This window comes from Streptomyces sp. NPDC048111 (genome assembly GCF_043202815.1).
Lineage (GTDB): Bacteria > Actinomycetota > Actinomycetes > Streptomycetales > Streptomycetaceae > Streptomyces.
Window position 1 is genome coordinate 119,528 of sequence record NZ_JBIDBD010000009.1, and the last position, 24,669, is coordinate 144,196.

Below are 24,669 nucleotides of genomic sequence, written 5' to 3' on the forward strand. Positions count from 1 at the left end.
CGCCGCACCCAGAGGCCTGGATTTCATCGACAGCGAAATCCGGACAGGGTGCGGCGGCACGGAGCGTGACCACGGGCGGCTCCGGGGGGTGGGCCCGGGGCCGCTCTGTGCGTCGGCTGTGGACGGGCTGTCAGCCGAGGTCGCCCGTGGCGGTGCGCTCGGCCAGACGGACCAGGGTGCGCACCGAGGAGCCGGTGCCGCCCTTGGGGGTGTAGCCGTGCGGGGCGCCGTCGTTGTAGGCGGGGCCCGCGATGTCCAGGTGGGCCCAGGTGATGCCCTCGCCGACGAACTCCTTCAGGAACAGACCGGCCACCAGGCCGCCGCCCATCCGCACGCCCATGTTGGCGATGTCGGCGGTGGGGGAGTCCATGGTCTTGCGGAGGTTCGCCGGGAGCGGCATCGGCCAGGACTGCTCGCCGGACTCCTCCGCGATCTCGTGGATCGCGGTGCGGAAGGCGTCGTCGTTGGCCATGATGCCGAAGGTGTGGTCGCCGAGGGCGAGCACCATGGCGCCGGTCAGCGTCGCCACGTCCACGATCGCGTCGGGCTTCTCCTCGGAGGCCTTCCACAGCGCGTCGGCCAGGACCAGCCGGCCCTCGGCGTCGGTGTTGAGGACCTCGACGGTCTTGCCGCTGTACATGCGCAGCACGTCGCCGGGGCGGGTGGCCGAGCCGGACGGCATGTTCTCGGCGAGCGCGAGCCAGCCGGTGACGTTGACCTCGAGGCCCAGGCGCGCGGCGGCGACGACGGCGGCGAACACGGCGGCGGCGCCGCTCATGTCGCACTTCATCGTCTCGTTGTGGCCGGCCGGCTTGAGCGAGATGCCGCCCGAGTCGTAGGTGATGCCCTTGCCCACGAACGCCAGGTGCTTGGCGTTCTTGGCGTGGGTGTAGGTGATCTTCACCAGGCGGGGCGGGTTCTGCGAGCCGATGCCGACACCGAGGATGCCGCCGTAGCCGCCCTTCTCCAGCGCCTTCTCGTCGAGCACCTGGACCTTGAGGCCGTGCTCCTTGCCGGCCGCCGAGACGACGGCCGCGAAGGCCTCCGGGGTCAGGTCGTTCGGCGGGGTGTTGATCAGGTCGCGGGCGCGGTTGATCTCCTCGGCCACCGCGAGCGAGCGCTCGACGGCCGCCTTGTGGGCCTTGTCGCGCGGCTTGGCGCCGAGCAGCGCCACCTCGGCGAGCGGGCCCTTGGCGTCGGCGCCCGTCGTGGGGGCGGACTGGTAGGCGGTGAAGGCGTACGCGCCGAGCAGGGCGCCCTCGCCGATGGCCTCGATGTCCTCGGCGGCCTCGACGGGCAGCGCGAACGCGGCCTTCTTGACGCCGTGCAGGGCGCGGGCGGCGTTGCCGGCGGCGGTGCGCAGCACCTCGGAGTCGTACGACTCGTCCTCGGCGGGCGCGGTGCCCAGGCCGACGGCGAGGACGAACGGGGCCTTGAGGCCGGAGGGGGACACGGCCTTGGTCACCTCACCCTCGGCACCACGGGCGCCGAGGGTCTCCAGGACGGCGGCGAGCTTCCCGCCGAACGCCTTGTCCACGGCCTCGGCGCCGGGCGCGACGACCAGCCCACCCTTGGGGCCTGCGGCCTTGGCGACGCCGACGACGAGGGCGTCGGCGCGCAGCGTCGCCGCACCGGCGGTGCTGAGAGTCAGAGCAGTCACGGTGGTGAGATCTCTCTTCCTTGAGAATCCTGGGTGGAGTGTTCGACCGTCGGATGGGCCGGCCGGGGCCAGGTACATCGTATTTCGGGCGGGTCGACCACCAGCCACGAGCCTACGCGCGGTGACGGCGTTCGATAGCGGTGGCCTTAATTCACTCATCCGTGGTGTCTCTTTCACGTTTGGCCCGCACGCTCGCCGAGAGGTCCGTCACACTCGCCTCGATTGGGCACAGGGGGCACCGTGCCCCTTTGCATCATCACCACAGGTTCCCCTCGCGCTCTGCACGAGGGGAGTTCCATGAGGGGGGACATATGAAGGCGAAGGCCTTGAAATCTGGCAGAACCCGGGTCGCGCTCACCGCGCTGATGGCGGCCGGACTGCTCTCCACGGTCGTCCCGGCCGCCGACGCCGCGGCTCCGGTGGCGCCGCGGATCGATCTGAAGGTGCTGGTCCTCGACGACGGCGGGAGCGCGGTCGGTGCCGTCGTCGCCGCGCTGAAGAACACCGGAGTGCCGTACCAGACCGTCGCGTTGGGCGCCGCGGGGCGGCCCACGATCAACGCCGCGTTCCTGAGCGACACCCTGGGCGGACGGCCGCGCGCGAAGTTCCAGGGCGTCGTCGCGCCCAACGAGATCCCCTTCGGTGCCGCCGACGCGCCCGAGCAGGTGGCGCTCGCCGCGTACGAGACGACCTTCGGGATCCGCCAGATCGACGCGTACACCTGGGCCCACCCCGAGGTCGGGCTCGACTACACCGACCAGCCCGGCGGCTTCTCCGGCCCGCTGGACGGCGTCACGACGACGGTCAGCGCGGCCGGCCGGGCGGGGGCCTTCGGCTACCTCGACGGCCCGCTCACCTTCGAGGACAACGACCCGGCGGTGCCCGAGAGTTACGGCTACGCGGCCCGTCCCAGGGACGGCTTCACCAGCTACCTCGACGCGCCGTCCGGCGGCTCGATGCTCGGCCAGTACACCCACGACGGCCGCAGCGAACTCGTGGTCACCTTCGCCTACAACCAGTACCAGCAGCAGTTCCAGGCGTTGGCCAAGGGCATGGTGGAGTGGATGACCCAGGGGATCCACCTGGGCCAGAGCCGCAACTACTTCTCGGTCCACGTGGACGACGTGTTCGCGCCCGACTCCCGCTGGGACAGCGTCCACAACTGCACCCCCGGCGACTTCGACTGCCCCGAGGGCGGCACCGCGAGCACGGACATCCGGATGACGGCGGCCGACGCGCAGTACGCGGCCCAGTGGGAGCAGACCAGCGGGTTCACGCTCGACATGGTCTTCAACGCGGGCGCCGGCGAGGAGTGGAAGTCCGAGAACGGCGGCACCGACGCGATGGCCGCCCAACTCCTGGCCGACAAGGCCAAGTTCCGCTGGACCAACCACACCTACACGCACGAGTTCCTCGGCTGCGTCCAGGACAACACCGTCGTGCCGTGGCAGTGCAAGAAGAACCCCGACGGCTCCACGCAGTGGATGAGCCGGGCCGACATCTCGGCGCAGATCTCGCAGAACTACACCTGGGCGGTCCAAAAGGGCCTGCCGGTCGACAAGAGCGAGCTCGTCACCGGTGAGCACTCCGGCATGCGGGTCCTGCCGCAGCAGCCCGACGACAACCCGAACCTGGCCGGCGCCTTCGCCGACAACGGCATCAAGTGGACCGGCAGCGACGCCTCGCGCGAGCCCGACCAGCGCGCGGTCGGCGCGGCCCTGACGGTGCCCCGGCACCCGATGAACGTGTACTACAACGTCGGCAAGGCCGCCGAGATGACCGACGAGTACAACTGGCTGTACACCTCAAGGGCCGACGGCGGAAGCGGCATCTGCGAGGACAACCCGGCCTCCACCTGCATGACCGCGCCGCTGGACACCGCGTCCGGCTACTCGTCGTACATCGTGCCCCGCGAGGCCAAGACCGCGCTCGGCCACGTCCTGTGGAACGACCCGCGACCGCACTACGTCCACCAGTCGAACCTGGCCGAGGAGCGGATCCTCTACCCCGTCCTCGACAAGGTGCTGGCCGACTACAAGGCGCTGTACGCCGACAACGCCCCCATCGTGAACCTGCGCGAGAAGGACGCGGGAACCGAGTTCAGCCGCCGGGCGTCCTGGGACAAGGCACTGGCGTCCGGTTCGGTGACCGCCTACCGGATCGGCACCGCCGTCACCGTCCAGGCTCCGAAGGGGGTGGCCGCACCGGTGACGGCTCCGGAGGGCACGCGCAAGCAACTGCTCCTCGGCACCACCGTGTTCGGGACGGCGTACGCGGGTGAGCGCTCCGACTGGACCTCGCCCGAGCTGCTCCAGTCGTCGGTCACGCTGAAGCTGCCGGCCTGACCGCTCGCACGACCGCCCGTCACGTTCGACCGCCCGTCACGCACGACGACCGGCCGCGCACGTTCGCCGGTCACGCACGACCGCTTTGTCCTGGGGGGACATCCATGCCGAGCAGTGGCCGTCATGTCACCATGCTCACCGAAGGCACCTATCCGCACATCCACGGGGGTGTGAGTACCTGGTGCGACCAGCTCGTCCGCGGCATGCCGGAGGTCGACTTCAATGTCGTCGCCCTCACCGGCAGCGGCCGCGAGCCGGTCGCCTGGGAGCTTCCGGCCAACGTCTACCGGCACACGGCCTTCCCCCTGTGGGGGCCGCAGCCCGGCAGGCGGCGGCCACTGCTCGGCAAGGAGGGGCGCCGCTTCACCGACACCTACGAGCGCTTCCTGCTCGCCATGCTCGACCCGGAGTCCGGCTGTGACTTCGCCTCGGCCCTGTACGGCCTGGCGGAACTGGCCCGGGACGGGCGGCTGTCGGCGGCGCTGCGCTCCGAGGCGGCACTGAAGTCACTGATGTGGATCTGGACGATGCCGCACCTGGCACTGTCCAGGGCGCGGCCCACCGTGCACGACGCGCTGACCGCGACCGACCTCCTGGAACACGCTCTGCGCCCGCTGTCCGCCCGCATTCCGGCGGACAGCGTGGCGCACGCGGTCAGCAGCGGCCTCGCCACGCTGCCCGCACTCGCCGCCCAGTACTTCGACGGCGTGCCGTTCCTGCTCACCGAACACGGCATCTATCTCCGCGAGCGCTACCTCGGCTACCGCACCGGCGAACAGAACTGGCCGGTCAAAGCGGTCCTGTTGAGCTTCTACCGGGAGCTCAACACCCTGGGCTACCGCAGCGCCGACCTGATCACTCCGTGCAACCAGTACAACCGGCGCTGGGAGGAGCGCGGCGGCGCGCCCGCCGAGCGCATCCGCACCGTCTACAACGGTGTGGACCCCGACCTCTTCCCGCACGCCGGCCCCGACCCTGCCGTCCCCACCCTGAGCTGGTGCGGACGCATCGACCCGATCAAGGACCTGGAGACCCTGATCCGCGCGTATGCCATCGTGCGGGCCGAACTCCCCGACACCCGGCTGCGGTTGTACGGGGGAGTGCCGGCCGGCGGCGAGGACTACCGCACCCGCCTGGAGAAGCTGGCCGCCGAACTCGGCGTCAGCGACGGCATCACCTACGAGGGCCGCGTCACCGATGTGGCGAGCGCCTACGCCTCGGGCAGCGTGGTGATGCTCTCCAGCATCAGCGAGGGCTTCCCGTTCTCACTGATCGAGGCGATGTCCTGCGGGCGCGCCACCGTCTCCACGGACGTCGGAGGCGTGCGCGAGGCCGCGGGCGACGCGGGCCTCGTGGTGCCGCCGAGGGAGCCCGCCGTGATGGCCGAGGCCGCCGTCGGGCTGCTGCGCGACCGGGAGCGGCGCACCCGGCTCGGCGCCGAGGCGCGCCAGCGCGTCATCGACAAGTTCACCCTGCACCGCTCGGTCGACGGCTTCCGCCGGATCTACCGGGAACTGGCCGGGGCCCTGCCGCCCGAGCCCGCCCTGGTCGGGTACGCGCCCGGGGACGACTGGACGCTGCAACTCGCGGCCCCCTGGTACCGCGAGGTCGCCGCGCTCGGCGGGGCCGCCTGGTGAGCGGTTCCCTGTGGCTCGGCGGGAAGGAGGGGCAGGACACCCTGCCCTTCATCCCGCGCCAGCGCCCGCCCACGCCGCCCGCGGACGACCCGCTCGCCCAACTCGCCCAGCGTTTCGAGGACTTGGCGGCCGTCGCCGTCCACCCGGACGAGATAGCCGCGATCCTCGAATCCGACGGCATGACCGACGCCCAGATACGCGCCGACTACGGCCACCGCGACTCCTTCTCGCTCGCCGAGGAGCTCTACCGCCGGGTGGCGCGCCGCCACCCCGCGGCTCCCGCCCCGCCCCGCGAGCCCTGGCACACCCACCTCGGCTCCTGCCTGCTGCGCGGCCTGGTCTTCGCCCTCCCCGGGCTCGCCTACGTCCTGGGGGCGCCCCTGCTCGCCGGGCCGAGCGCCGAGTTCGGCCTTCCGGCCGGCACCATGGCACTGCTCGCCGGAACGGTCACCGGCTGGGTGTGGAACCAGTCCCTCTCGCACCGCGCGCACTCCTGGCTCAGCCTCGCCGACCGCCCGGCCGCGGTACGGGCCCTGCGCGTCGGGGCGCCGCTGGGCGCCGCCCTGAGCGCCCTTTCCGCCGTCGCGGCCTCGGGGCCGGGCGAGCTGTCCGCCGCCGCGTTCGCCGCCGGTCAGTGCTGCTACCTCGCGGCGGCCACCGCGCTGCTGGTGCTCGGCCGCGAACGCCCGCTGTTCTGGGCCCTGTCGCCGCTCACACTCGGCTTCGTGCCGGGGCTCCCGGCCGCCGCCGGGCCGCTGCTGCTGCTCGTCTCGCTGATCGCGGCGGTCACCCTCGCCGTCGTCACGCTGCGCCGCGAGGAGGCCGGGTCCCGGCCGCGCGGCGCGGTGTCGCCGCCGCTCAGCACCTCCGTGCCGTACGGCCTGTTCGGGCTCGGCGCGGGTGTCCTCGTCCTGTACGCCGCACTCGGCGACATCTTCCGGCACGGCTCCACGGGCACCGTCGCCGGGCCGTCGGCGGTCGCCCTCACGCTCAGCATGGGCCCCGCCGAATGGCTCCTGCACCGCTTCCGTGCCCGCAGCCTCGCGGGGCTGCGCACCACCAGCACCGCCCGGGGCTTTCGCGGCTCGGTCTGCGCCACCGTCGTCCTCTGCCTCGCCGCCTACCTGCTGCTCCTGGCCGGGCTCGCCGAGGCGGGCTCCGGGCTGTGGCCGGGCGCCCCGGCCCTGGGCGGTCTGCGCCTGGCGACCCTGCTCCTGATCGGCGCGGTGCTGTGGACCGGGCTGCTGCTCCAGTCGTTCGGGGCGGCCACCGGCGCCGCCGTGGTGTGCTGCGCGGCGGCCGGCGCCCAGACACTGGCGCTGCTCGTGGGCGCCCCGCCGGCGGCCGGACCCGTGGTGTCGGGGAGCGCGGCCGTGCTGCTGGCCGCGCTGGTCTGTGCCCTACTGGGAAGGGCGACCGCCCACCGCCCATGAGCCCCGCCCCGACCACCCCGAGCGCGCTGCGAGGACGTACATGAGCAAGCTCCTTGTGCCCTACTACGAGCATCCGGCCGAACGGCCCGCCGCCTGGGACGCGCTGATCGCCGCCGCCCCCTCGCTGTGGGGCGTCGTCCTCAACCCGGCCAGCGGGCCCGGGAGTTCGCCCGACGACGCGTTCGCCGAGGTGGCCGGGCGGCTGCGCTCCGCCGGGGTGCGGGTGCTCGGCTACGTGGACACCGCCTACGGCCGGCGCCCTCCGCAGGACGTGGTGCGCGAGGCCGCCCGCCACCACGACTGGTACGGGGTGCACGGCCTCTTCCTCGACCAGGCGGCCACCTCCGCCCACCAGCTGCCGTACTACGCGGACCTGCGGACCGCGCTCGCCGCGACCTGCGACACCTACGTCACGCTCGTCCTCAATCACGGCGCCCAGCCGCACCCCGGCTACGCGCGGATCGCCGACCTCCTGATCACCTTCGAGGGGCCCTGGTCGGCCTACCGCCCGGCCGGTCCCGCCGGGCCCGACGTCTGCCACCTCGTGTACGAGGCCCCGCCGGACGCGGTCGCCCAGGCGCCCGTCTCCTGTCTGGTGCCGGGCCGGCTCCCGCACCCCTGGGGCACGTTGCCGCACCTCCTGGAGCCGGCCCGGTGAGGGGCCCACGATGGCTGGTGCTCCCGCTGCTCCTGCTCGCGGCCTGCACGGCCTCACCGCACGACGGGGACGACGGCGGCGACGCCCGGGACACCGCGCCCCCGGCCCCCTCGGGACCGCACTGGCAGCCGAAGCCGGGCCTGACCTGGCAGTGGCAGCTGAAGGGAACGCTGGATCCGGGCGTCGACGCCCAGGTGTACGACATCGACGGGTTCGACCAGAGCGCGGCGGCCGTCGCCGATCTGCACCGCCGGGGCCGCAAGGTCATCTGCTACCTCTCGACGGGCGCCTGGGAGAACTGGCGGCCCGACGCCGCGCGCTTCCCGAAGGAGGTGCTGGGCAAGGGCAACGGCTGGGACGGCGAGCGCTGGCTCGACATCCGCCGCACCGACGTCCTGGAACCGCTGGTCGCCCGGCGCCTCGACCTGTGCCGCGCCAAGGGCTTCGACGCGGTCGAGCCGGACAACATGGACGGCTACGCCAATGACACCGGCTTCCCGCTCAAGGCCGCCGACCAGCTGCGCTACAACGAGCTCGTCGCCCGTCTGGCCCACGACCGGGGCCTCGCGGTGGGTCTGAAGAACGACCTCGACCAGATTCCGCGGCTGCTGGCCCACGTCGACTTCGCGGTCAACGAGCAGTGCGCCCAGTACCACGAGTGCGACCGGCTCACCCCGTTCGTCGCGGCCGGCAAGGCCGTCTTCCACGTCGAGTACGAACTGCCGCCGGCCCGCTTCTGCGCCGAGTCGAAGAGGCTGGGCCTCAGCTCGATGGCGAAGAAGTACGACCTGCGGGTCTGGCGCGAGGCCTGCTGACCTCAGCCGGCCGTGAGGACGACCAGTGTCACCGCGCCCGAGGCCTCCGCCACCGCCCCGAACACATCGCCGGTCACCCCGCCGAAGCGCCGTACGCAGCGCCGCAGCAGCGCCTGCGAGGCCGCGAGCCCGGCCGCCGCGGCGAGCGCGAAGTGCAGCGCGGACCACGGGCCGAACGGCCACCCCGCCACGGCCGCCGCCCCCGTCACCAGGGCGGACACCGCGAGCGCGCGCCGCGCGGGGACGGTGCCCGCCACCACCGCGCCGAGCCCCTCGGGGCGGGCCGCCGGGACCCCGCGCCGCGAAGCCAGGGTCAGCGCGGCGCGGGCGGTCACCGAGGCGAGCACGGTGGCCGTCACGCCCCGGGTCCAGCCGTCCTGCCCGTACAGCTGGGACAGGGCGGCCACCTGGGCCAGCAGGCAGAACAGCAGCGTGACCACGCCGAAGGGGCCGATGTCGCTCTGCTTCATGATGCGCAGCGCGTCCTCGGCCGGCTTGGCGCTGCCGAGCCCGTCGGCGACATCGGCGAGCCCGTCCAGATGCAGGCCCCGGGTCAGCACGGCGGGCGCGGCCACGCTCACCACGGCCGCCAGCAGCGACCCGGTCCCGAGCGCCCAGAACCCCGCGCCCGCGGCAGCCGCGCAGCCGCCGACGGCGAGCCCGGCCAGCGGGGCGAGCGTCATGCCGGCGCGGGCGGCGGCGCGGTCCCAGCGGGTGATCCGGGCGGGGAAGACGGTGAGGGTGCCGAAGGCGAAACGTACGCCGTGCAGGGCCTTGCTTGCGTTCACCCGGCGCAGGCTATCCTGCGCGCCCCGGCCGGTCCCGGCGTTACATTGCGCATACCAGCGCAAACAGGAGCGGGTGGGATGGGTCACTGGTTCTACCGGAACATCACGGAGCCGGGCAAGCTCCCGATGCTGCTCGCGCTGGCCGCCTTCGTCGTGACGTTCGGGGTCACCCGCGCCATCACCCGGCTGATCCGGGCCGGCCGCGGCCCGTTCCGCAACATCCGGCCGGGGGGCCTGCACATCCACCATGTGGTGCCCGGCGTCATCCTGACCATCGTCGGGGGGTTCGGGGCGGTCGGCAGCGGCCGGCACGGGATCGCGGCGGCCGTCTTCGCCGTCGTGTTCGGCATGGGGGCCGGCCTGGTGCTCGACGAGTTCGCCCTGATCCTGCACCTGGACGACGTGTACTGGAGCGAGAGCGGGCGCAAGAGCGTCGAGGTCGTGGTGCTGACCGCCGCCCTGATGACGCTGGTGCTGGCCGGCTTCTCACCGCTCGGCGTCAACGACGTGAGCCCCGAGGAGCGGCACGACCGCGGGTCGTTCATCACCACGATCGCGATCAACTTCTGCTTCGTGCTGGTCGCCCTGTTCAAGGGCAAGGTGCGGCTCTCGGTGCTCGGCACGTTCGTGCCGTTCGTCGCGCTGTTCGGCGCGGTGCGCCTGGCGCGGCCCGGTTCCCCGTGGGCCAGGCGCTTCTACCGCAAGCGGCCCAAGGCCCGGGCCAGGGCCTCCCTCAGGGCGTTCCGCCACGACCGGCGCTGGTCGAGCCCGCGCCGGCGCCTTCAGGACTGGATCGGCGGCGCACCCGACAAGCTTCCGGTGCGCCGCCCCTGATCGTGGCGGTCCCGCCGCCTGCGGCGGCGGCGGACCCAGGTGATGCCGCAGATCACCGCCACGGCGAGGAGGGCCGCGATGTGCTCCTTGCCCGCCAGGTTGTTCTTGAGGACCACCTCGACGACCATCGAGCCCGCCACCGTTCCGGCCGTCCAGTACGCCCGGTAGCGCCAGCACACGTACACGGCCAGGGCGACGACGGCCGCCGAGGGGCCGGTGTCCACCATCTCGGCGGCGGAGGCGGGCAGTCCGAAGACGCTGTCGGGGCCGATGCGGATGCCGACCCGGGCGTAGAGCGTGCCGGCCAGGGTGGCCGCGTAGGCGATCAGCAGTATCCGCCCCCGCCCGATGCAGATCTCCGCGATGCCGAAGACGAGCAGCACCTGGGCCAGCGCCCCCCACACCGGCAGGTCCAGAGCCGGCACGAACAGCGAGAACGGGGTGCGCAGGAGCGAGATCCACAGCGGGTACTCGGCCTTCACCGAACCGATGACCTGGATCGGGCGGAAGCCCCAGGACTGGTTCTGGACGACCTGGAAGACCGAGGTCAGGGCGACGGCGGACAGCGTCAGCGGAACGGCCCGCCAGCGCTGGGTGTGCAGGGCGTACTTCACGGTCCGGAACAGGGGGCCCCACTCGCGTTCGGCGAACCGGCGGACCCCCCTTCGCACCGCTCGGCTCATCTCTGCGACTCCAGGTGTCTGCGGTGCAGCCACTTGGGCAGGCCCGGGGCCTCCAGGAAGCCCTCGGCGCGCGCGGACGCGATGGCGATGCGCGGCAGGTCCGCGCTCTTCTCGAACAAGGTGAACCGTGGCTCCCAGATCGGCCGGTACTTGGCGTTGGACCGGTACAGCGACTCGATCTGCCACCAGCGGGAGAAGAAGCTGAGGAGCGAACGCCACAGCCTCAGCACGGGGCCTGCCCCGAGCTTCGAGCCGCGTTCGAAGACGGAGCGGAACATCGCGAAGTTCAGTGAGACCTGAGTGATCCTGATCTCCTTGGCGCGCTGCAGGAGTTCGATCACCATGAACTCGATCAGACCGTTCTCGGAGTCGCGGTCACGCCGCATCAGGTCGAGCGAGAGCCCCTCGGGGCCCCACGGCACGAAGCTGAGCAGCGCCCGCAACTCGCCGTCCCCGTCGAAGCACTCCAGCATCATGCACTGGCCGTCGGCGGGGTCGCCCAGCCGGCCCAGGGCCATCGAGAAGCCGCGTTCGGTGGCGCCGTCGCGCCAGTCGTCGGCCTTGCGCAGGAGTTCGTCCATCTCTTCGGCAGGGATGTCCGCGTGACGCCGGATCCGCACCTCGTACCCGGCCCGCTTCACCCGGTTGTACGCCTGGCGCACGGTCCGCATCGCGCGGCCCTCCAGGGTGAACTCGGCGGTCTCCACGATCGCCTCGTCGCCCATCTCCAGCGCGTCGAGGCCGTGCCGGGCGTAGATCTGCCCGGCCTCCTCGCTGGCGCCGGTGACGGCCGGGATCCAGCCGTGCGCGCGGGCCTCGGCGAGCCAGGGCTCGATCGCGCCCGGCCACGCCTCGGGGTCGCCGATGGGGTCGCCGGAGGCGAGCGAGACGCTGTTGATGACGCGGTAGGTGACGGCGGCCTTGCCGGTGGGGGACCAGATGACGGCCTTCTCGCGGCGCAGCGCGAAGTAGCCGAGCGAGTCGCGCTCGCCCTGCTTGTCCAGGAGCGCGCGCAGCTTCTCCTCGTCCTCGACGGTGAGCGGGTCGACGGCCCTGCGGTTGCGGAACGCCGCGTAGATGACGGCGATGAGCAGCAGGGTGGCCAGCACGTTGATGGTGACGTTGACCCAGCCGGGCGTGGTGATGCCCTGGGTGTGCCGGTCGTCGGGGACCAGGAAGACCAGGCGCATCACGCCGTAGCGCCAGCGCCGCAGGAACGACGACTCGTCGGTGCCGTCATAGGTGTTGGTGGCGCTGACCAGGACCGCCGCGATGAGCGAGGTGACCAGGAGACCGCCGACGGCGGTGACGATCGCGGCCAGCGGGTTGGAGCGGTCGCCCTTGGCGTAGAACTCGCGGCGGCCCACCAGGAGGGCGAGCACGAAGGCCGCGGTCAGGGCGAGGGAGATCCAGTTCTGGGCGTACCGGTGGATCTCCGCGTACGACATCGCGAACGCGAACAGCATCAGGAAGAGGCCGCCGAGGACCATGTTCAGGATCCAGGCGGCCCGCTTGCGCCGCCGCATGGTGACGGCGAGGAAGAGCGTGACGACGCCGGAGGTGAAGCCGGCTTCGAGCAGGTACGGCGTGAAGTAGTCGTCCGTGTTGTGCCGCCGCAGCCCCTGGCCGAGGGTCACCCACACGGCACTGAGGAAGTTGATGAACGTCACGACACGCAGGTACCACACGGCGAACGCCGCTCCGGTCCGCGAGCGGGGTGTGCTCCGGTTCGTGCCTTCAGTGGTGCTCAAGCGGACTTCTCCCATGAAACGCGATGATATGGGGGCAAAGCGTTCCACAGCGGTCGCGGACGGAGCCGGGGGCGTACCCCCGGCTCCGCCCCACCTCACGCGTCGCCGCTCTCCTCCGTGCCGTCCGTGCGCCGGTCAGTGCGCTCGGGCAGCTCCGCGGCCAGGGCGGCCGCGGCTTGTACGAGGGGAAGAGCGAGCAATGCCCCGGTTCCTTCGCCCACTGTGACGCCATGATCGAGCAGAGGGTTGAGCGCCATCCGGTCCAGCGCCTTGGCCTGGCCCGGCTCGCCGCTCAGCTGGCCCGCGAGCCACCAGTCCGGAGCCCGGAAGGCCGCCCGCTGAGCCACCAGCGCGCAGGCCGACGAGACGACCCCGTCCAGGATCACCGGAAGCCTGCGCACCGCACACTGCAGCAGGAAACCAGTGGTGGCGGCAAGGTCGGGACCGCCCACCGCGGCCAGAAGTTCGAGCTGATCGCCGAGAACCGGCCGCGCCCGGCGCAGCGCGTCCCGGATCGCGGCGCACTTGCGCATCCACGCCAGGTCATCGATCCCCGCGCCGCCGCGCCCCGTCACCAGCGAGGCGTCCGTGCCGCACAGCGAGGCGATGAGCACCGCGGCGGGGGTGGTGCCGCCCACGCTGAGGTCGCCGAGCACCACCAGATCGGTGCCGGAGTCGGCCTCCTCGTCGGCGATCCGCATGCCGAGCCGTACGGCCGCCTCCGCCTCCTCCACGCTCATCGCGTCCTCGACGTCGATCCGGCCGCTGCCGCGCCGCACCCGGTGGCGCACCACGTCGTCGGGGAGCAGCGCGGGGTCGCAGTCGAGACCGGCGTCGACGACCCGCACCGGCGTGCCGCCGCGGCGGGCCAGCACCGCGACCGGGCTCGCACCGTCCAGGACCGAGCGCACCAGGGTGTGCGCCGAGGAGGCGGGGCGGCCCGAGACACCGAGTCCGGCCACGCCGTGGTCGCCCGCGAACAGGACCACGCGGGGCCGCTCCACGGCCCTCACCGGGCTCGCGCCCTGCGCCGCCGACAGCCAGGTGGCCAGCTCGTCGAGCCGGCCGAGGGCGCCGGGCGGGACGCCAAGGCGCTCCCGGCGTTCCTCGGCGTCCCGCCGCACACCGTTGTCGGGGCGTTCGATCAGATCGGAGAAGTCGTCCAGGTTCAGCCTGCTCATCTGCCGAACAGTACCGTCAGCGGGTGGACATCAGCCGCGCAGCGGGAGCGCCTGGCCCGCGACGACGAGCAGCACCTGTTCGCACTCCGCCGCGAACGCCGCGTTCAGGCGCCCGAGTTCGTCGCGAAAGCGCCGTCCCGAAGAGGTCGCGGGCACCACGCCCGAGCCCACCTCGTTGCTCACCGCGACCACGGTGCGGGTCGTCTCCCGTATCGCCGTGACGAGTTCGGCGGTGCGCTCGCGCAGGGCCCGCTCGCCGCCCGCGGCCCACTTCTCGTCGTCCCAGGCGCCGACCCGGTCCATCGCGTCGGTCAGCCACAGCGCCAGACAGTCGATCAGCAGCGGCGGGCCCGACTCGCCCAGCAGCGGGGCGAGTTCGCAGGTCTCCTCGGTGCGCCAGCTCGCGGGCCGGCGTTCGCGGTGCAGACCGATCCGCGCCGCCCACTCGGCGTCGCCCTCCCTCCCGCCGCCCGTCGCCACGTACACGACCTGCGCGAAGCCCGCCAGACGGCGCTCCGCCTCCACCGACTTGCCCGAGCGGGCGCCGCCGAGCACCAGGGCGCGGCGCGGCAGATCGGGCACCGCGTGGTACTCGCCGACGAGCAGCGTGGTGCCGTCCGGCACCGCCCGCGCGCCGAGGGTCGCGAGCCGGCGCGCCAACTCCCGCCCGGGCGGCACGTCGTGGTCGATGTGCACGGCGATCACATCGGTCGCGGGACCGATGCCGCCGGCCGCGCGCAGCCGCGCCAGCGCGTCGGGACGGCCGGACACGTCGGCCACCACCATGTCGTACGGCCGCACCTCGCCCTGGCCCGCGGGGGCGCCGCCGGGCGGCAGATAGAGCAGGCGCTCGCCGTCGGGCGAGGTCACCTCGTACCCGGTCCCGGGTGAGTCGAGCGGCACGGCGCGCACCCGGTGCCCGCTGATCAGCGTCAGCCTGCGGCCGTCCGGCACCCGCCCGGCCGCCGGGAGCCCGGGCGGCAGCTCCACCGCGGGCCCGTCGTGCGGATGGGTCAGCAGCACCTGGCGCACCCCGGCGAGCGAGTGCCCGGCGCGGGCGGCGGCGAGCGCCGCGCCCGGGGTGAGGTCGAGCAGCAGGGCGCCGTCGACGAGCAGGGCGGTCGCGGCGCGGGCGTCCAAGCCGCGGGCCACGGCGCACGCGGCGCAGGGACAGTCGGGGCGCGGCAGGCCGGCGGGGGCCCCGGTGCCGAGGAGAGTCAGTTCCACAGGCACGATCCTCCCGCGTAACCGGCCCTCTTGCGCGCCCGGTTACGCTGCGGGCAGCAACGTGACCCAGGAGGCGGACATGGCGTGGACGTGGCGTTTCGAGAAGTCGGACGGTACGGAGGTCGAGCCGGCGGTGGCGCCGGAGGAGTTCACGACCCAGGGCGATGCGGAGTCCTGGATCGGCGAGGTGTGGAAGGACCTCCTCGAGGGCGGGGCCGACCAGGTCTTCCTCTTCGAGGACGGCACGAAGATCTACGGCCCCATGAGCCTGCACGCCGAGCAGGCCTGAGGCGTCCGGCCGGGGGCGCCCCGCGCTCCCGGCCCGCCCGGCCGGGTCAGATCTCGCCGAGCGTGACCTCGGCGGTCCTGGCGGCGCCGTCCCGCGTGTACGTCACCTGAACCTTCTGGCCCGGCTTGTCCCCGGCCAGTGCCTCGGTGAGCGAGGTGATGGTGGCGATCTCGGTGCCGCCGAGCTTCGTGATGACGTCGCCGGGCCTGAGGCCGGCCTTCGCCGCGGCCCCGCCCGCCTGGGCCTGCACGACGGCGACCCCGGAGGGCTGATAGCCGGAGTCGACCACGGTGCGGCCGGTGATGCCGAGCGCCGCCCGGCCCGAGTCGGTGACCCGGCCGCTCCTGATGATCTGGTCGGCCACCGTCCTGACCATCGACACCGGGATCGCGAAGCCGATGCCGGGGGCCGCGCCGCCGCCCATGTCCGGGTCGGTCGCGGCCAGCGTGGGGATGCCGATGACCTCGCCGGCCAGGTCGACCAGCGCGCCGCCGCTGTTGCCCGGGTTGATCGCGGCCGAGGTCTGCACCATGTTCGCGATGGTGGCGCCGGTCCCGCCGCCCGCGCTGCCCTCGGAGACCGTGCGGCCGGTCGCCGACACGATGCCCTGGGTGACGCTGGAGGACAGGCCGAGCGGGGAGCCCATCGCGAGGACGATCTGGCCCATCTCCACCTTGGCCGCGTCACCGAACCGCGCGGGCCGCAGACCGTCGGGAACCGTGTCGAGCTTGATCACGGCGAGGTCCTGCTCGGGATAGGACGACACGAGCCGGGCGGTGACGGCCGCGCCGCTCCCGGACGTCGACACCTTGAAAGCCCGCTCCTTGCCGACCACATGGGCGTTGGTGACGATGTGGCCCTGGTTGTCGTAGACCACCCCCGAGCCGAGGCTGTTGGACGCGTCGATCTGCACGACCGACGGCAGTACGTCCTTGATGACGCGCTGGTAGTCGCTCTGGAGCGAAGCGGTCGCGGTGGCGGCGCCGCCCCGCTGGGCGGCCGATGCGCTCGCGGCCCGGCCCGGCGCGGAGGCCGCGGGGGAGCCCTGGCCCGAACAGCCGCCCAGCAGCAGGGCGGTGACGGCGGCGGCCGCCGGAAGGACCGCGCGGCGGGTACGGACGGGGCGAAGGGACGCATCCATGGCAGGAGTATCCCTTTGGTCCGATATGACGGCCCGTCGGTGCGCCCGATCAGGTACCGCGGCCCCGGGTGTCCGCCGATGGCCACCCGCGCCCCGCCGCGGTACGCCGCGCGTCAGCCCCGTACGCCGAAGAGGTGCAGCAGCGCCGCGACCTGACGGTAGGGGTCGGTGCGGCCCGCCCGGTCCTCGGCCGCGAGCAGCCGGTCCAGCTCGTCGGCGCCCGGCAGCTCCGCGCTGTTCGGCACGTTGTCGGTGAACACCCGCACCCCGTACCAGGTGTGCAGCGGCGCCGCGATCCCGTCGAGGGTGCGGGTCAGCGCGGCGAGCCGGTCGGCCCGCACCGGCAGGCCGAGCCGGTTGGTGTACGAGTCGGTGTCGAAGGCCGCGAGGGCGCCCGCCCAGTCCCCGGCGAGGCCCGGCCGCACGGCCAGCGCGTCCGCGTTGCGCACCAGCAGCGACAGGAGGCCGCCGGGGGCCAGCATCCGGGCCAGGCCCGCGAGCATCGCGTCCGGCTCCTGGACGTACATCAGGACGCCGTGGCAGAGCACCACGTCGAAGGAGCCCGGCAGGAAGTGCACACCGGTCTCGCGGCCGTCGCCCTCGATCAGACGGACCCGCTCGCGGATGCCCTCGGGCTCGGTGGCCAGCGCCTCGCGGGCCACCTTCAGCATCTCGGGGTCGGACTCCAGGCCGGTCACCGAATGGCCCGCGCGGGCCAGGCGCAGCGCCTGGGTGCCCTGGCCCGTGCCGACGTCCAGGACGCGCAGGCGCAGGCCCACCGGGAAGCGCCCGGCTATCTGCTCGTCGAGGTGGCGCGCCACGAGTTCCTGGCGCACCACGTTGCGCAACCCGCCGAGGCCCCCGAGCCAGGCGCCGGAGGCGCCGGCGAACCCGGACGGTTTGCCGCTCAGGGCCGCTCTCCGCGCTTGACCTGCGGCTTGGGCAGCCGCAGACGGCGCATCTGGAGCGTGCGCATCAGACCGTAGGCGACGGCGCCCTTCTTCGACTCGTCCGGGAAGCGGGCGGCGAGCGCCCTCTTCAGGCGGAAGGCGAGACCGATCGAGTCGAGCACGATGAGCACGATCACCACGAGCCACAGCAGCAGCGAGATGTTCTGCAGGCTGCCGATGCGGATCATCGAGAGCACCAGGATGATCACCGCGAGCGGCAGGAACATCTCGGCGACCGAGAACCGGGAGTCGACGAAGTCACGGGTGAACTTGCGCACCGGGCCCTTGTCGCGGGCCGGCAGATAGCGCTGGTCGCCATTGGCGAGCGCCTCGCGCTGCTTGGCCATGTCGACCCGGCGGGCTTCGCGCTGGCGCTTGGCGGCCTCCTTGCGGTCGGTCGGCACCGTCGAGGCACGGCGGCGCTGCGTCTGGGCCTCACTCCGCTTGGGAGTGGGGCGCCCCTTGGGGGCCTCGGGGTCGCGGGGCGCTGTGGAGAGGTCCGCCGTCACCTTGTCGGTGGGGGCCTTCTCTGCGTTGGAACGGCTACGGAACACAATCCCCAAGGGTACGGGGTACCCGGCATGGACCCCAGGCCGGTGGGGAACGATCCCACAACGCCTTGCGTCCCCAGCAGGGGCGGATGCACGGCTTCCCCGAGGTTCACCTACTCCCTGCGCCGGATCGGCGGCGGGCGCAGTCGTCCTTGGGGATGAGCGCATCGCCGCCCGAACAGTGCGGTAATGGATGCAGGGCCCGTACTGTGGGTTCTGTTGCAGCAGCTGGAGCTGGAGTCCGTCAGAAGGGGGCGCGCGAAGCCCATGAGCGGTGTCATGAAGCGTATGGGGATGATCTTCCGCGCGAAGGCGAACAAGGCCCTTGACCGGGCCGAGGACCCTCGCGAGACCCTCGATTACTCGTACCAGAAGCAGCTGGAGCTGCTCCAGAAGGTGCGCCGCGGCGTCGCGGACGTCGCGACCTCCCGCAAGCGTCTCGAACTGCAGCTCAACCAGCTGCAGAGCCAGTCCTCCAAGCTGGAGGACCAGGGCCGCAAGGCCCTCTCGCTCGGCCGCGAGGACCTGGCCCGCGAGGCCCTGTCCCGCCGCGCCTCGCTCCAGCAGCAGGTCACCGACCTGGAGACGCAGCACCAGACGCTGCAGGGCGAGGAGGAGAAGCTCACCCTCGCGGCCCAGCGCCTCCAGGCCAAGGTCGACGCCTTCCGCACCAAGAAGGAGACGATCAAGGCGACGTACACCGCGGCCCAGGCGCAGACCCGGATCGCGGAGTCCTTCTCGGGCATCTCCGAGGAGATGAGCGACGTCGGCATGGCCATCCAGCGGGCCGAGGACAAGACCGCGCAGCTCCAGGCGCGGGCCGGCGCGATCGACGAACTGCTCGCCTCCGGCGCCCTCGACGACCAGTCGGGCCTCGCCAAGGACGACATCCAGACCGAGCTGGACCGGCTGTCCGGTGGTACGGATGTAGAGCTGGAACTGCAGCGGATGAAGGCCGAGCTGATGGGCGGCGGGTCCGCCGGGAAGCAGGCCATCGAGGGCGGCGCCGCCGCTCCTCAGGACCAGGCCCCGCAGCAGAGCCCGCGCTTCGACAAGCAGTGACCGACGGCAGGAGACGTTCATGATCGTCCGGATCATGGGGGAGGGCCAGGTGAAGCTGGCGGACAGCCACTTCACCGAGCTCAACAAGCTCGACGACGACCTCCTCGCCCAGATGGAGGACGGCGACGAGAGCGGCTTCCGCCGCACCCTGGGCGCGCTCCTCGACGCGGTGCGCCGCCTCGGCGAACCGCTGCCCGACGACGCGCTCGAACCGTCCGAGCTGATCCTGCCGAGCCCCGACGCGACGCTGGACGAGGTCCGGGAGATGCTCAGCGACGACGGCCTGATCCCGGGCTGACGGCCGGGCCGGGCGGGGGCCCCGGCCCCCGTACGGTAGGTGACCGTGACCTCCCTCGACCGTGCCCGGCCCTGGCTGCGGGCGCATCCACTGGCCCTGGACGCCGCGCTCGCCATCGGCGTCCTGCTGTGCATGGTCCTCGGCTCCTTCGCCGACCCGCACGGGCCGAACGGGCCCACCTTCGGCACCCGCGCCCCCGGCCCGCTGTCCCTCGTCCTGATGGTCCTGGCCGCCGCCGCCCTGGTACTGCGCCGGCGCCGGCCCATGGCCGTGCTCGGCTGCACGGGCGCGCTCGCCATGGTCGAGCTGAGCCTGGGCGACCCGCCGGCGCCGGTGGCGATGAGCGCCGTGATCGCCCTCTTCACCGTCGCCGCCCACACCGACCGCCCCACCACCTACCGGGTCGGCGTGCTCACCATGGTGGTGCTCACCGGCACGGCCATGCTCTTCGGCGCCCCGCCCTGGTACTCCCAGGAGCACGTGGGGATCTTCGCCTGGACGGGCATGGCCGCGGCCGCCGGGGACGCGGTGCGCAGCAGACGGGCCTTCGTCGACGCCATCCGCGAACGCGCCGAGCGGGCCGAGCACGGCCGCGAGGAGGAGGCCAGGCGCCGGGTCGCCGAGGAGCGCCTGCGCATCGCCCGCGATCTGCACGACGTGGTGGCCCACCACATCGCTCTCGTCAATGTGCAGGCCGGCGTCGCGGCGCACGTCATGGACAAGCGGCCCGACCAGGCCAAGGAGGCACTCGCCCATGTGCGCGAGGCCAGCCGTTGCGCGCTGAACGAACTGCGCTCCACCGTGGGCCTGCTGCGCCAGTCCGGCGATCCTGCGGCCCCCACCGAACCCGCCCCGGGCCTCGCCGTCCTGGACGATCTGCTCGCCACCTTCCGGCGCGCCGGCCTGCCCGTGGAACTCGCCCGCACCGATCACGCCCCGCTGCCCGCAGCCGTCGACCTCGCGGCCTACCGGATCATCCAGGAGGCGCTGACCAATGTGCGCAAGCACGCGGGGCCCGGCGCCCGCGCGGAGGTGAGCGTCGTACGGGTCGGGCCGCACACCGAGATCACCGTCATCGACAACGGCAACGGGACCGGCGCGGGCGGCGACGGCGGCGGGCACGGTCTGCTGGGGATGCGCGAGCGGGTGGGCGCGCTCGGCGGCAGCTGCACTGCGGGACCCCGCTACGGCGGCGGCTTCCGCGTGCAGGCGATACTGCCGGTCAAGGCCGCGGAGACCGGGGCCACGGGGGAGGGCACGTCATGACGACGATCAAGGTGGTACTCGCCGACGACCAGGCACTGCTGCGCTCGGCGTTCCGCGTCCTGGTCGACTCCGAGCCGGACATGCGCGTGGTGGGCGAGGCCGCCGACGGCGCCGAGGTGGTCGACGTGGTGCGGGCGACGCTGCCCGACGTCGTCCTGATGGACATCCGGATGCCGGGCACCGACGGCCTCGCCGCCACCCGCGCCATCACCGCCGACCCGGCGCTGGCCACCGTCCACGTGGTGATGCTGACGACCTTCGAGGTCGACGAGTACGTGGTGCAGTCGCTGCGTGCCGGTGCCTCCGGCTTCCTCGGCAAGGGCGCGGAACCCGACGAACTGCTCGGCGCGATCCGGGTCGCGGCGGCCGGTGAGGCGCTGCTCTCCCCGGCCGCGACCAAGGGCCTGATCACCACCTTCCTTGCCCAGGGCGGCAGTTGGGACGACGACGGGGTGGACCCGCGGCGCCACGGCGAGCGGCTGGCCGCGCTGACGGTCCGCGAGCGCGAGGTGCTGGTCCAGGTGGCGGGCGGCCACTCCAACGACGAGATCGCCGAGCGCCTCACCGTCAGCCCGCTCACGGTCAAGACCCACGTCAACAGGGCGATGGCCAAATTGAGCGCCCGCGACCGGGCCCAATTGGTGGTCATCGCGTACGAATCGGGCCTGGTCCGCCCACGGGTGGACTGAAGGGTGGAGTGCGGCGTACTGCGGCTGCGGTATGCGCGGGATAAGGAAAGGGACCTGGGAGCGAGGAATCGCACCCCTCCCATGGCGGAGGGTGGTAGGCGGGGGCCGGGTCTTCCCGGGTGATGCGCCGCGTGACCGCGGGCCGGCCGCCTGCTCGGTACCGCCGCTCGCACGCCACAGAAGAGAGACCCACCCATGTCCTGGCTGTCAAGATTCAGCCTCGCACAACGGGCCCTGATAGGCCTGATGTCGATCGTCGCGATCGTCTTCGGGGCGATCGCCATTCCGCAGCTCAAGCAGCAGCTGCTGCCCACCATCGAACTGCCGATGGTGTCGGTGCTCGCCCCCTATCAGGGCGCGTCCCCCGACGTGGTCGAGAAGCAGGTCGTCGAGCCGCTCGAAAAGAACATCAAGGCCGTCAGCGGAGTCAAGGGCATCACGTCCACGGCCTCCGAGGGCAATGCCGTGATCATGGCGACCTTCGACTTCGGCACCGGCACGAAGCAGCTCGTCGCCGACATCCAGCAGGCGGTCAACCGGTCCCGCACCCAGATCCCCTCCGAGGTCGATCCGCAAGTCGTGGCCGGCTCCACCGACGACATGCCGACCGTGGTGCTCGCGGTGACCTCCGACAAGGACCAGCAGGCGCTCGCCGACCAGCTGGACCGCACGGTCGTCCCGGTCCTGGAGGACATCAAGGGCGTCGGCCGCGTCAGCGTCGACGGCGTCCAGGACCTCCAGGTCGATGTCACGCCGGACGCGAAGAAGCTCGCCCAGGCCGGGCTCACCACCGCGGCCCTCGGTGACGCGCTGAAGGCGGGCGGCGCCACGGTCCCCGGCGGCTCGTTCTCGGAGGACGGCAAGAGCCGTACCGTCCAGGTCGGCGCCCCGTACACCTCCCTGAAGCAGATCGAGGACCTGCGGATCAAGCCGCAGCAGGGCGCCCCGGTCCGCCTCGGCGACATCGCCACCGTCAAGCAGCAGCCCTCGCAGCGGGTCTCCATCACCCGCACCAACGGCAGGCCCAGCCTCGCGGTGATGGCCACCATGGACCACGACGGCAGCGCCGTCGCGATCTCCCGGGCCGTCAAGGACAAGCTGCCCGATCTGCGCAAGGACCTCGGCTCCGGCGCCGAGCTCACCGTCGTCTCCGACCAGGGCCCGCAGGTCTCCAAGGCCATCTCCGGCCTGACCACCGAGGGCGCGCTCGGCCTGCTCTTCGCCGTCCTGGTGATCCTGCTGTTCCTCGCCTCGATCCGCTCCACCCTGGTGACCGCGGTCTCCATCCCGCTGTCGGTGGTCCTCGCGCTGATCGTCCTGTGGACGCAGGACCTCTCGCTCAACATGCTGACGCTGGGGGCGCTCACCATCGCGATCGGCCGGGTCGTCGACGACTCGATCGTGGTCCTGGAGAACATCAAGCGCCACCTCGGCTACGGCGAGGAGCGCCACTCGGCGATCCTGACGGCGGTCAAGGAGGTGGCCGGCGCGGTCACGTCCTCGACGCTCACCACCGTCGCCGTCTTCCTGCCGATCGGCCTGGTCGGCGGGATGGTGGGCGAGCTGTTCGGCTCGTTCAGCCTCACCGTCACCGCGGCCCTGCTGGCCTCGCTCCTCGTGTCCCTGACCGTGGTCCCGGTCCTGTCGTTCTGGTTCCTGCGCGCGCCGAAGTCCATCCAGGGCATCGACCCGGACGAGGCGCGCCGCCGGGCCGAGGAGAAGGAGAACAGGTCCCGCCTCCAGCGCTTCTACGTCCCGGTCCTGCGCTTCGCGACCCGGCGCCGCCTCACCAGCGTGCTGATCGCCGTCGTCGTCCTGATCGGCACGTTCGGCATGGCCGGCCTGCTGAAGACCAACTTCTTCGACCAGGGCGATCAGGACACGCTGTCGATCAAGCAGGAACTGGCCCCGGGCACCAGCCTGGACGCGGCGGACGCGGCGTCCAAGAACATCGAGCGCATCCTCGCCGCCGACCCGGCGGTCAAGAGCTACCAGGTCACCGTCGGCTCCTCCGGCTTCATGGCGGCCTTCGGCGGCGGCACCGGCGCCAACCAGGCCTCGTACACGGTGACGCTGAAGAGCGCGGACGACTACGACAAGGCGCACGACCGCCTGGAGGCGGCGCTCAAGAACCAGCCGGGCCACCCCTCCATCTCGTCCAACGGCGGCTTCGGCAGTCAGGACCTGAGCGTGGTCGTCAAGGCGGCCGACGGCGACGTCCTGAAGAAGGCCTCGGAGCAGGTGCGCCAGGCCGTCGCGGGCCTGAAGGACGTCAGCGACGTCCAGAGCGACCTGGCGCAGAGCGTGCCGCGGGTCTCGGTGCAGCCCAACGAGAAGGCGGCCGAGGCCGGCTTCAACCAGGCCACCCTCGGCCTCGCGGTCGCCCAGCAGGTGCGCGGCACCCAGGTCACCAAGGCGATCATGGGCGACACCGAGCGGGACGTGTACATCACCGCGCCCGACCCGGCCACGACCGTGGACCAGCTCAAGAACCTGTCGCTCGGCCCGGTCAGGCTCGGTGACATCGCCGAGGTGAAGCTGGTGCCGGGGCCGGTCTCGATGACCCGGATCGACGGCGCCCGCTCGGCGACCATCACCGGCACGCCGGTCGGCGACAACACCGGCAAGGTCAGCACCGACCTCCAGGCCAAGATCAAGGACCTGAAGCTGCCGGCCGGCGCCACCGCCTCCATCGGCGGTGTCTCCTCCGACCAGTCGGACGCGTTCAAGAACCTGGGCCTGGCGATGCTGGCCGCCATCGCCATCGTCTTCATGCTCCTGGTCGCGACGTTCCGGTCGCTGATCCAGCCGCTGATCCTGCTCGTCGCCATCCCGTTCGCGGCCACCGGCGCGATCGGCCTGCTGATCGCCACCGGCACCCCGATGGGCGTCCCGGCGATGATCGGCATGCTGATGCTGATCGGCATCGTGGTGACCAACGCGATCGTCCTGATCGACTTGATCAACCAGTACCGCAAACAGGGCCTCGGCGTGGTCGAGGCGGTCGTCGAGGGTGGCCGTCACCGGCTGCGCCCGATCCTGATGACCGCACTGGCGACGATCTTCGCGCTGCTCCCGATGGCGCTCGGCGTCACGGGCGAGGGCGGCTTCATCGCCCAGCCGCTCGCGGTCGTGGTGATCGGTGGTCTGATCACGTCGACCCTGCTGACGCTCCTGCTGGTGCCGACGCTCTACGCGATGGTCGAGCTGCGCAAGGAGCGCAAGGCCGCGAAGAAGGCGGCCAGGCGCGCGAAGAAGGCGGGCTCCGCCACGGCGTCGGACGACTCCGGCGACCGCGAGCCGGCCAACGCCTGACCCCCGTGCCGGGCGGAGCGGGCCCGCGCCCGCCCCGCCCGGCCGCGACGGCGAAGGGCTGCCCCCTCACGAGGGGGCGGCCCTTCGCCGTACGAG

At 72.5% G+C, this 24,669-nt stretch carries 21 protein-coding genes; 12 read left to right on the forward strand and 9 right to left on the reverse strand.

Translation table 11 applies throughout. The features are described 5' to 3' along the window. Positions 1-130 precede the first annotated feature (130 nt). Positions 131-1,660, reverse strand: a complete 1,530-nt coding sequence (locus tag ACGF3I_RS17795; RefSeq protein ID WP_393132983.1) for a leucyl aminopeptidase — start codon at positions 1,658-1,660, stop codon at positions 131-133. A 365-nt stretch (positions 1,661-2,025) separates the two neighbouring features. Between ACGF3I_RS17795 and ACGF3I_RS17800 the strand changes: the two genes are divergently transcribed. From ACGF3I_RS17800 to ACGF3I_RS17820, 5 genes are all read left to right on the forward strand, one after another. Further along, the gene (locus ACGF3I_RS17800; RefSeq protein WP_393133188.1) at positions 2,026-4,005 is read left to right on the forward strand and encodes a hypothetical protein; all 1,980 of its coding nucleotides are present in this window, start codon (positions 2,026-2,028) and stop codon (positions 4,003-4,005) included. A 104-nt stretch (positions 4,006-4,109) separates the two neighbouring features. Beyond that, entirely contained in the window at positions 4,110-5,642 is a 1,533-nt protein-coding gene (pelF, locus tag ACGF3I_RS17805) for a GT4 family glycosyltransferase PelF (RefSeq protein ID WP_393132985.1), read from the forward strand. After that, on the forward strand, positions 5,639-7,075 hold the full coding sequence (locus tag ACGF3I_RS17810; protein ID WP_393132987.1) for a hypothetical protein: 1,437 nt from the start codon (positions 5,639-5,641) through the stop codon (positions 7,073-7,075). Before pelF ends, ACGF3I_RS17810 begins: the two co-directional genes overlap by 4 nt. Before the next feature lie 40 nt (positions 7,076-7,115). Then, positions 7,116-7,733, forward strand: coding sequence for a spherulation-specific family 4 protein (locus tag ACGF3I_RS17815; protein ID WP_393132989.1), 618 nt, complete (start codon positions 7,116-7,118; stop codon positions 7,731-7,733). Then, entirely contained in the window at positions 7,730-8,548 is an 819-nt protein-coding gene (locus ACGF3I_RS17820) for an endo alpha-1,4 polygalactosaminidase (RefSeq protein WP_393132991.1), read from the forward strand. Before ACGF3I_RS17815 ends, ACGF3I_RS17820 begins: the two co-directional genes overlap by 4 nt. A gap of 2 nt (positions 8,549-8,550) precedes the next feature. On the opposite strand, the gene ACGF3I_RS17825 is transcribed toward ACGF3I_RS17820, so the two are convergent. Continuing rightward, positions 8,551-9,345, reverse strand: a complete 795-nt coding sequence (locus ACGF3I_RS17825; RefSeq protein WP_393133190.1) for an adenosylcobinamide-GDP ribazoletransferase — start codon at positions 9,343-9,345, stop codon at positions 8,551-8,553. Between the two features lie 69 nt (positions 9,346-9,414). On the opposite strand from ACGF3I_RS17825, the gene ACGF3I_RS17830 reads away from it, so the two are divergent. Next, a complete protein-coding gene (locus ACGF3I_RS17830; RefSeq protein WP_393132993.1) occupies positions 9,415-10,170 on the forward strand; it encodes a hypothetical protein in 756 nt (251 codons plus the stop codon). Here the strand turns inward: ACGF3I_RS17830 and ACGF3I_RS17835 are convergent. From ACGF3I_RS17835 to ACGF3I_RS17850, 4 genes are all read right to left on the reverse strand, one after another. After that, positions 10,119-10,853 carry a hypothetical protein gene (locus ACGF3I_RS17835; protein WP_393132995.1) on the reverse strand — a complete coding sequence of 245 codons (735 nt, stop codon included), beginning with the start codon at positions 10,851-10,853 and terminating at the stop codon, positions 10,119-10,121. The two genes, ACGF3I_RS17830 and ACGF3I_RS17835, sit on opposite strands and share 52 nt — an antisense overlap. Beyond that, a complete protein-coding gene (locus ACGF3I_RS17840; protein ID WP_393132997.1) occupies positions 10,850-12,619 on the reverse strand; it encodes a phosphatidylglycerol lysyltransferase domain-containing protein in 1,770 nt (589 codons plus the stop codon). Before ACGF3I_RS17840 ends, ACGF3I_RS17835 begins: the two co-directional genes overlap by 4 nt. 80 nt (positions 12,620-12,699) lie before the next feature. Then, the gene (gene cobT, locus ACGF3I_RS17845) at positions 12,700-13,785 is read right to left on the reverse strand and encodes a nicotinate-nucleotide--dimethylbenzimidazole phosphoribosyltransferase (RefSeq protein ID WP_393132999.1); all 1,086 of its coding nucleotides are present in this window, start codon (positions 13,783-13,785) and stop codon (positions 12,700-12,702) included. Between the two features lie 30 nt (positions 13,786-13,815). Continuing rightward, complete coding sequence (locus ACGF3I_RS17850) at positions 13,816-15,012, reverse strand: bifunctional adenosylcobinamide kinase/adenosylcobinamide-phosphate guanylyltransferase (protein ID WP_393133001.1); 1,197 nt, start codon at positions 15,010-15,012, stop codon at positions 13,816-13,818. Positions 15,013-15,091: 79 nt separating this feature from the next. Here ACGF3I_RS17850 and ACGF3I_RS17855 point away from each other — a divergent pair, with 79 nt between their 5' ends. Continuing rightward, the gene (locus ACGF3I_RS17855; RefSeq protein WP_328313343.1) at positions 15,092-15,301 is read left to right on the forward strand and encodes a hypothetical protein; all 210 of its coding nucleotides are present in this window, start codon (positions 15,092-15,094) and stop codon (positions 15,299-15,301) included. A gap of 46 nt (positions 15,302-15,347) precedes the next feature. Here the strand turns inward: ACGF3I_RS17855 and ACGF3I_RS17860 are convergent, their stop codons facing one another. The 3 genes from ACGF3I_RS17860 to ACGF3I_RS17870 all read right to left on the reverse strand — a co-directional run bounded on the left by ACGF3I_RS17860 (position 15,348) and on the right by ACGF3I_RS17870 (position 17,946). Further along, on the reverse strand, positions 15,348-16,442 hold the full coding sequence (locus tag ACGF3I_RS17860; protein WP_393133003.1) for a S1C family serine protease: 1,095 nt from the start codon (positions 16,440-16,442) through the stop codon (positions 15,348-15,350). A gap of 113 nt (positions 16,443-16,555) precedes the next feature. Beyond that, on the reverse strand, positions 16,556-17,263 hold the full coding sequence (locus tag ACGF3I_RS17865) for a class I SAM-dependent methyltransferase (protein ID WP_393133192.1): 708 nt from the start codon (positions 17,261-17,263) through the stop codon (positions 16,556-16,558). 86 nt (positions 17,264-17,349) lie between these two features. After that, positions 17,350-17,946: a DUF3043 domain-containing protein gene (locus ACGF3I_RS17870; RefSeq protein WP_393133005.1), complete on the reverse strand. Its 597-nt coding sequence runs from the start codon at positions 17,944-17,946 to the stop codon at positions 17,350-17,352. A 264-nt stretch (positions 17,947-18,210) separates the two neighbouring features. On the opposite strand from ACGF3I_RS17870, the gene ACGF3I_RS17875 reads away from it, so the two are divergent. The 5 genes from ACGF3I_RS17875 to ACGF3I_RS17895 all read left to right on the forward strand — a co-directional run bounded on the left by ACGF3I_RS17875 (position 18,211) and on the right by ACGF3I_RS17895 (position 24,573). Further along, positions 18,211-19,005 (forward strand): PspA/IM30 family protein, encoded by a 795-nt coding sequence (locus ACGF3I_RS17875; protein WP_393133007.1) that lies wholly within the window; start codon positions 18,211-18,213, stop codon positions 19,003-19,005. 19 nt (positions 19,006-19,024) lie between these two features. Next, complete coding sequence (locus ACGF3I_RS17880; protein ID WP_393133009.1) at positions 19,025-19,303, forward strand: hypothetical protein; 279 nt, start codon at positions 19,025-19,027, stop codon at positions 19,301-19,303. A 45-nt stretch (positions 19,304-19,348) separates the two neighbouring features. Beyond that, entirely contained in the window at positions 19,349-20,569 is a 1,221-nt protein-coding gene (locus tag ACGF3I_RS17885) for a sensor histidine kinase (protein WP_393133011.1), read from the forward strand. After that, complete coding sequence (locus ACGF3I_RS17890; protein WP_393133013.1) at positions 20,566-21,258, forward strand: response regulator; 693 nt, start codon at positions 20,566-20,568, stop codon at positions 21,256-21,258. Before ACGF3I_RS17885 ends, ACGF3I_RS17890 begins: the two co-directional genes overlap by 4 nt. 195 nt (positions 21,259-21,453) lie before the next feature. After that, complete coding sequence (locus ACGF3I_RS17895) at positions 21,454-24,573, forward strand: efflux RND transporter permease subunit (RefSeq protein ID WP_393133015.1); 3,120 nt, start codon at positions 21,454-21,456, stop codon at positions 24,571-24,573. Positions 24,574-24,669 lie beyond the last annotated feature (96 nt).

Bases quoted from the DNA above. Each gene is read 5' to 3' on its own strand.
- ACGF3I_RS17840 (WP_393132997.1), bottom strand. From the start codon at position 12,619: ATGGGAGAAGTCCGCTTGAGCACCACTGAAGGCACGAACCGGAGCACA.
- pelF (WP_393132985.1), top strand. From the start codon at position 4,110: ATGCCGAGCAGTGGCCGTCATGTCACCATGCTCACCGAAGGCACCTAT.
- ACGF3I_RS17835 (WP_393132995.1), bottom strand. From the start codon at position 10,853: ATGAGCCGAGCGGTGCGAAGGGGGGTCCGCCGGTTCGCCGAACGCGAG.
- ACGF3I_RS17860 (WP_393133003.1), bottom strand. From the start codon at position 16,442: ATGGATGCGTCCCTTCGCCCCGTCCGTACCCGCCGCGCGGTCCTTCCG.
- ACGF3I_RS17855 (WP_328313343.1), top strand. From the start codon at position 15,092: ATGGCGTGGACGTGGCGTTTCGAGAAGTCGGACGGTACGGAGGTCGAG.
- ACGF3I_RS17800 (WP_393133188.1), top strand. From the start codon at position 2,026: ATGGCGGCCGGACTGCTCTCCACGGTCGTCCCGGCCGCCGACGCCGCG.
- ACGF3I_RS17830 (WP_393132993.1), top strand. From the start codon at position 9,415: ATGGGTCACTGGTTCTACCGGAACATCACGGAGCCGGGCAAGCTCCCG.
- cobT (WP_393132999.1), bottom strand. From the start codon at position 13,785: ATGAGCAGGCTGAACCTGGACGACTTCTCCGATCTGATCGAACGCCCC.
- ACGF3I_RS17880 (WP_393133009.1), top strand. From the start codon at position 19,025: ATGATCGTCCGGATCATGGGGGAGGGCCAGGTGAAGCTGGCGGACAGC.
- ACGF3I_RS17890 (WP_393133013.1), top strand. From the start codon at position 20,566: ATGACGACGATCAAGGTGGTACTCGCCGACGACCAGGCACTGCTGCGC.
- ACGF3I_RS17895 (WP_393133015.1), top strand. From the start codon at position 21,454: ATGTCCTGGCTGTCAAGATTCAGCCTCGCACAACGGGCCCTGATAGGC.
- ACGF3I_RS17875 (WP_393133007.1), top strand. From the start codon at position 18,211: ATGAGCGGTGTCATGAAGCGTATGGGGATGATCTTCCGCGCGAAGGCG.
- ACGF3I_RS17815 (WP_393132989.1), top strand. From the start codon at position 7,116: ATGAGCAAGCTCCTTGTGCCCTACTACGAGCATCCGGCCGAACGGCCC.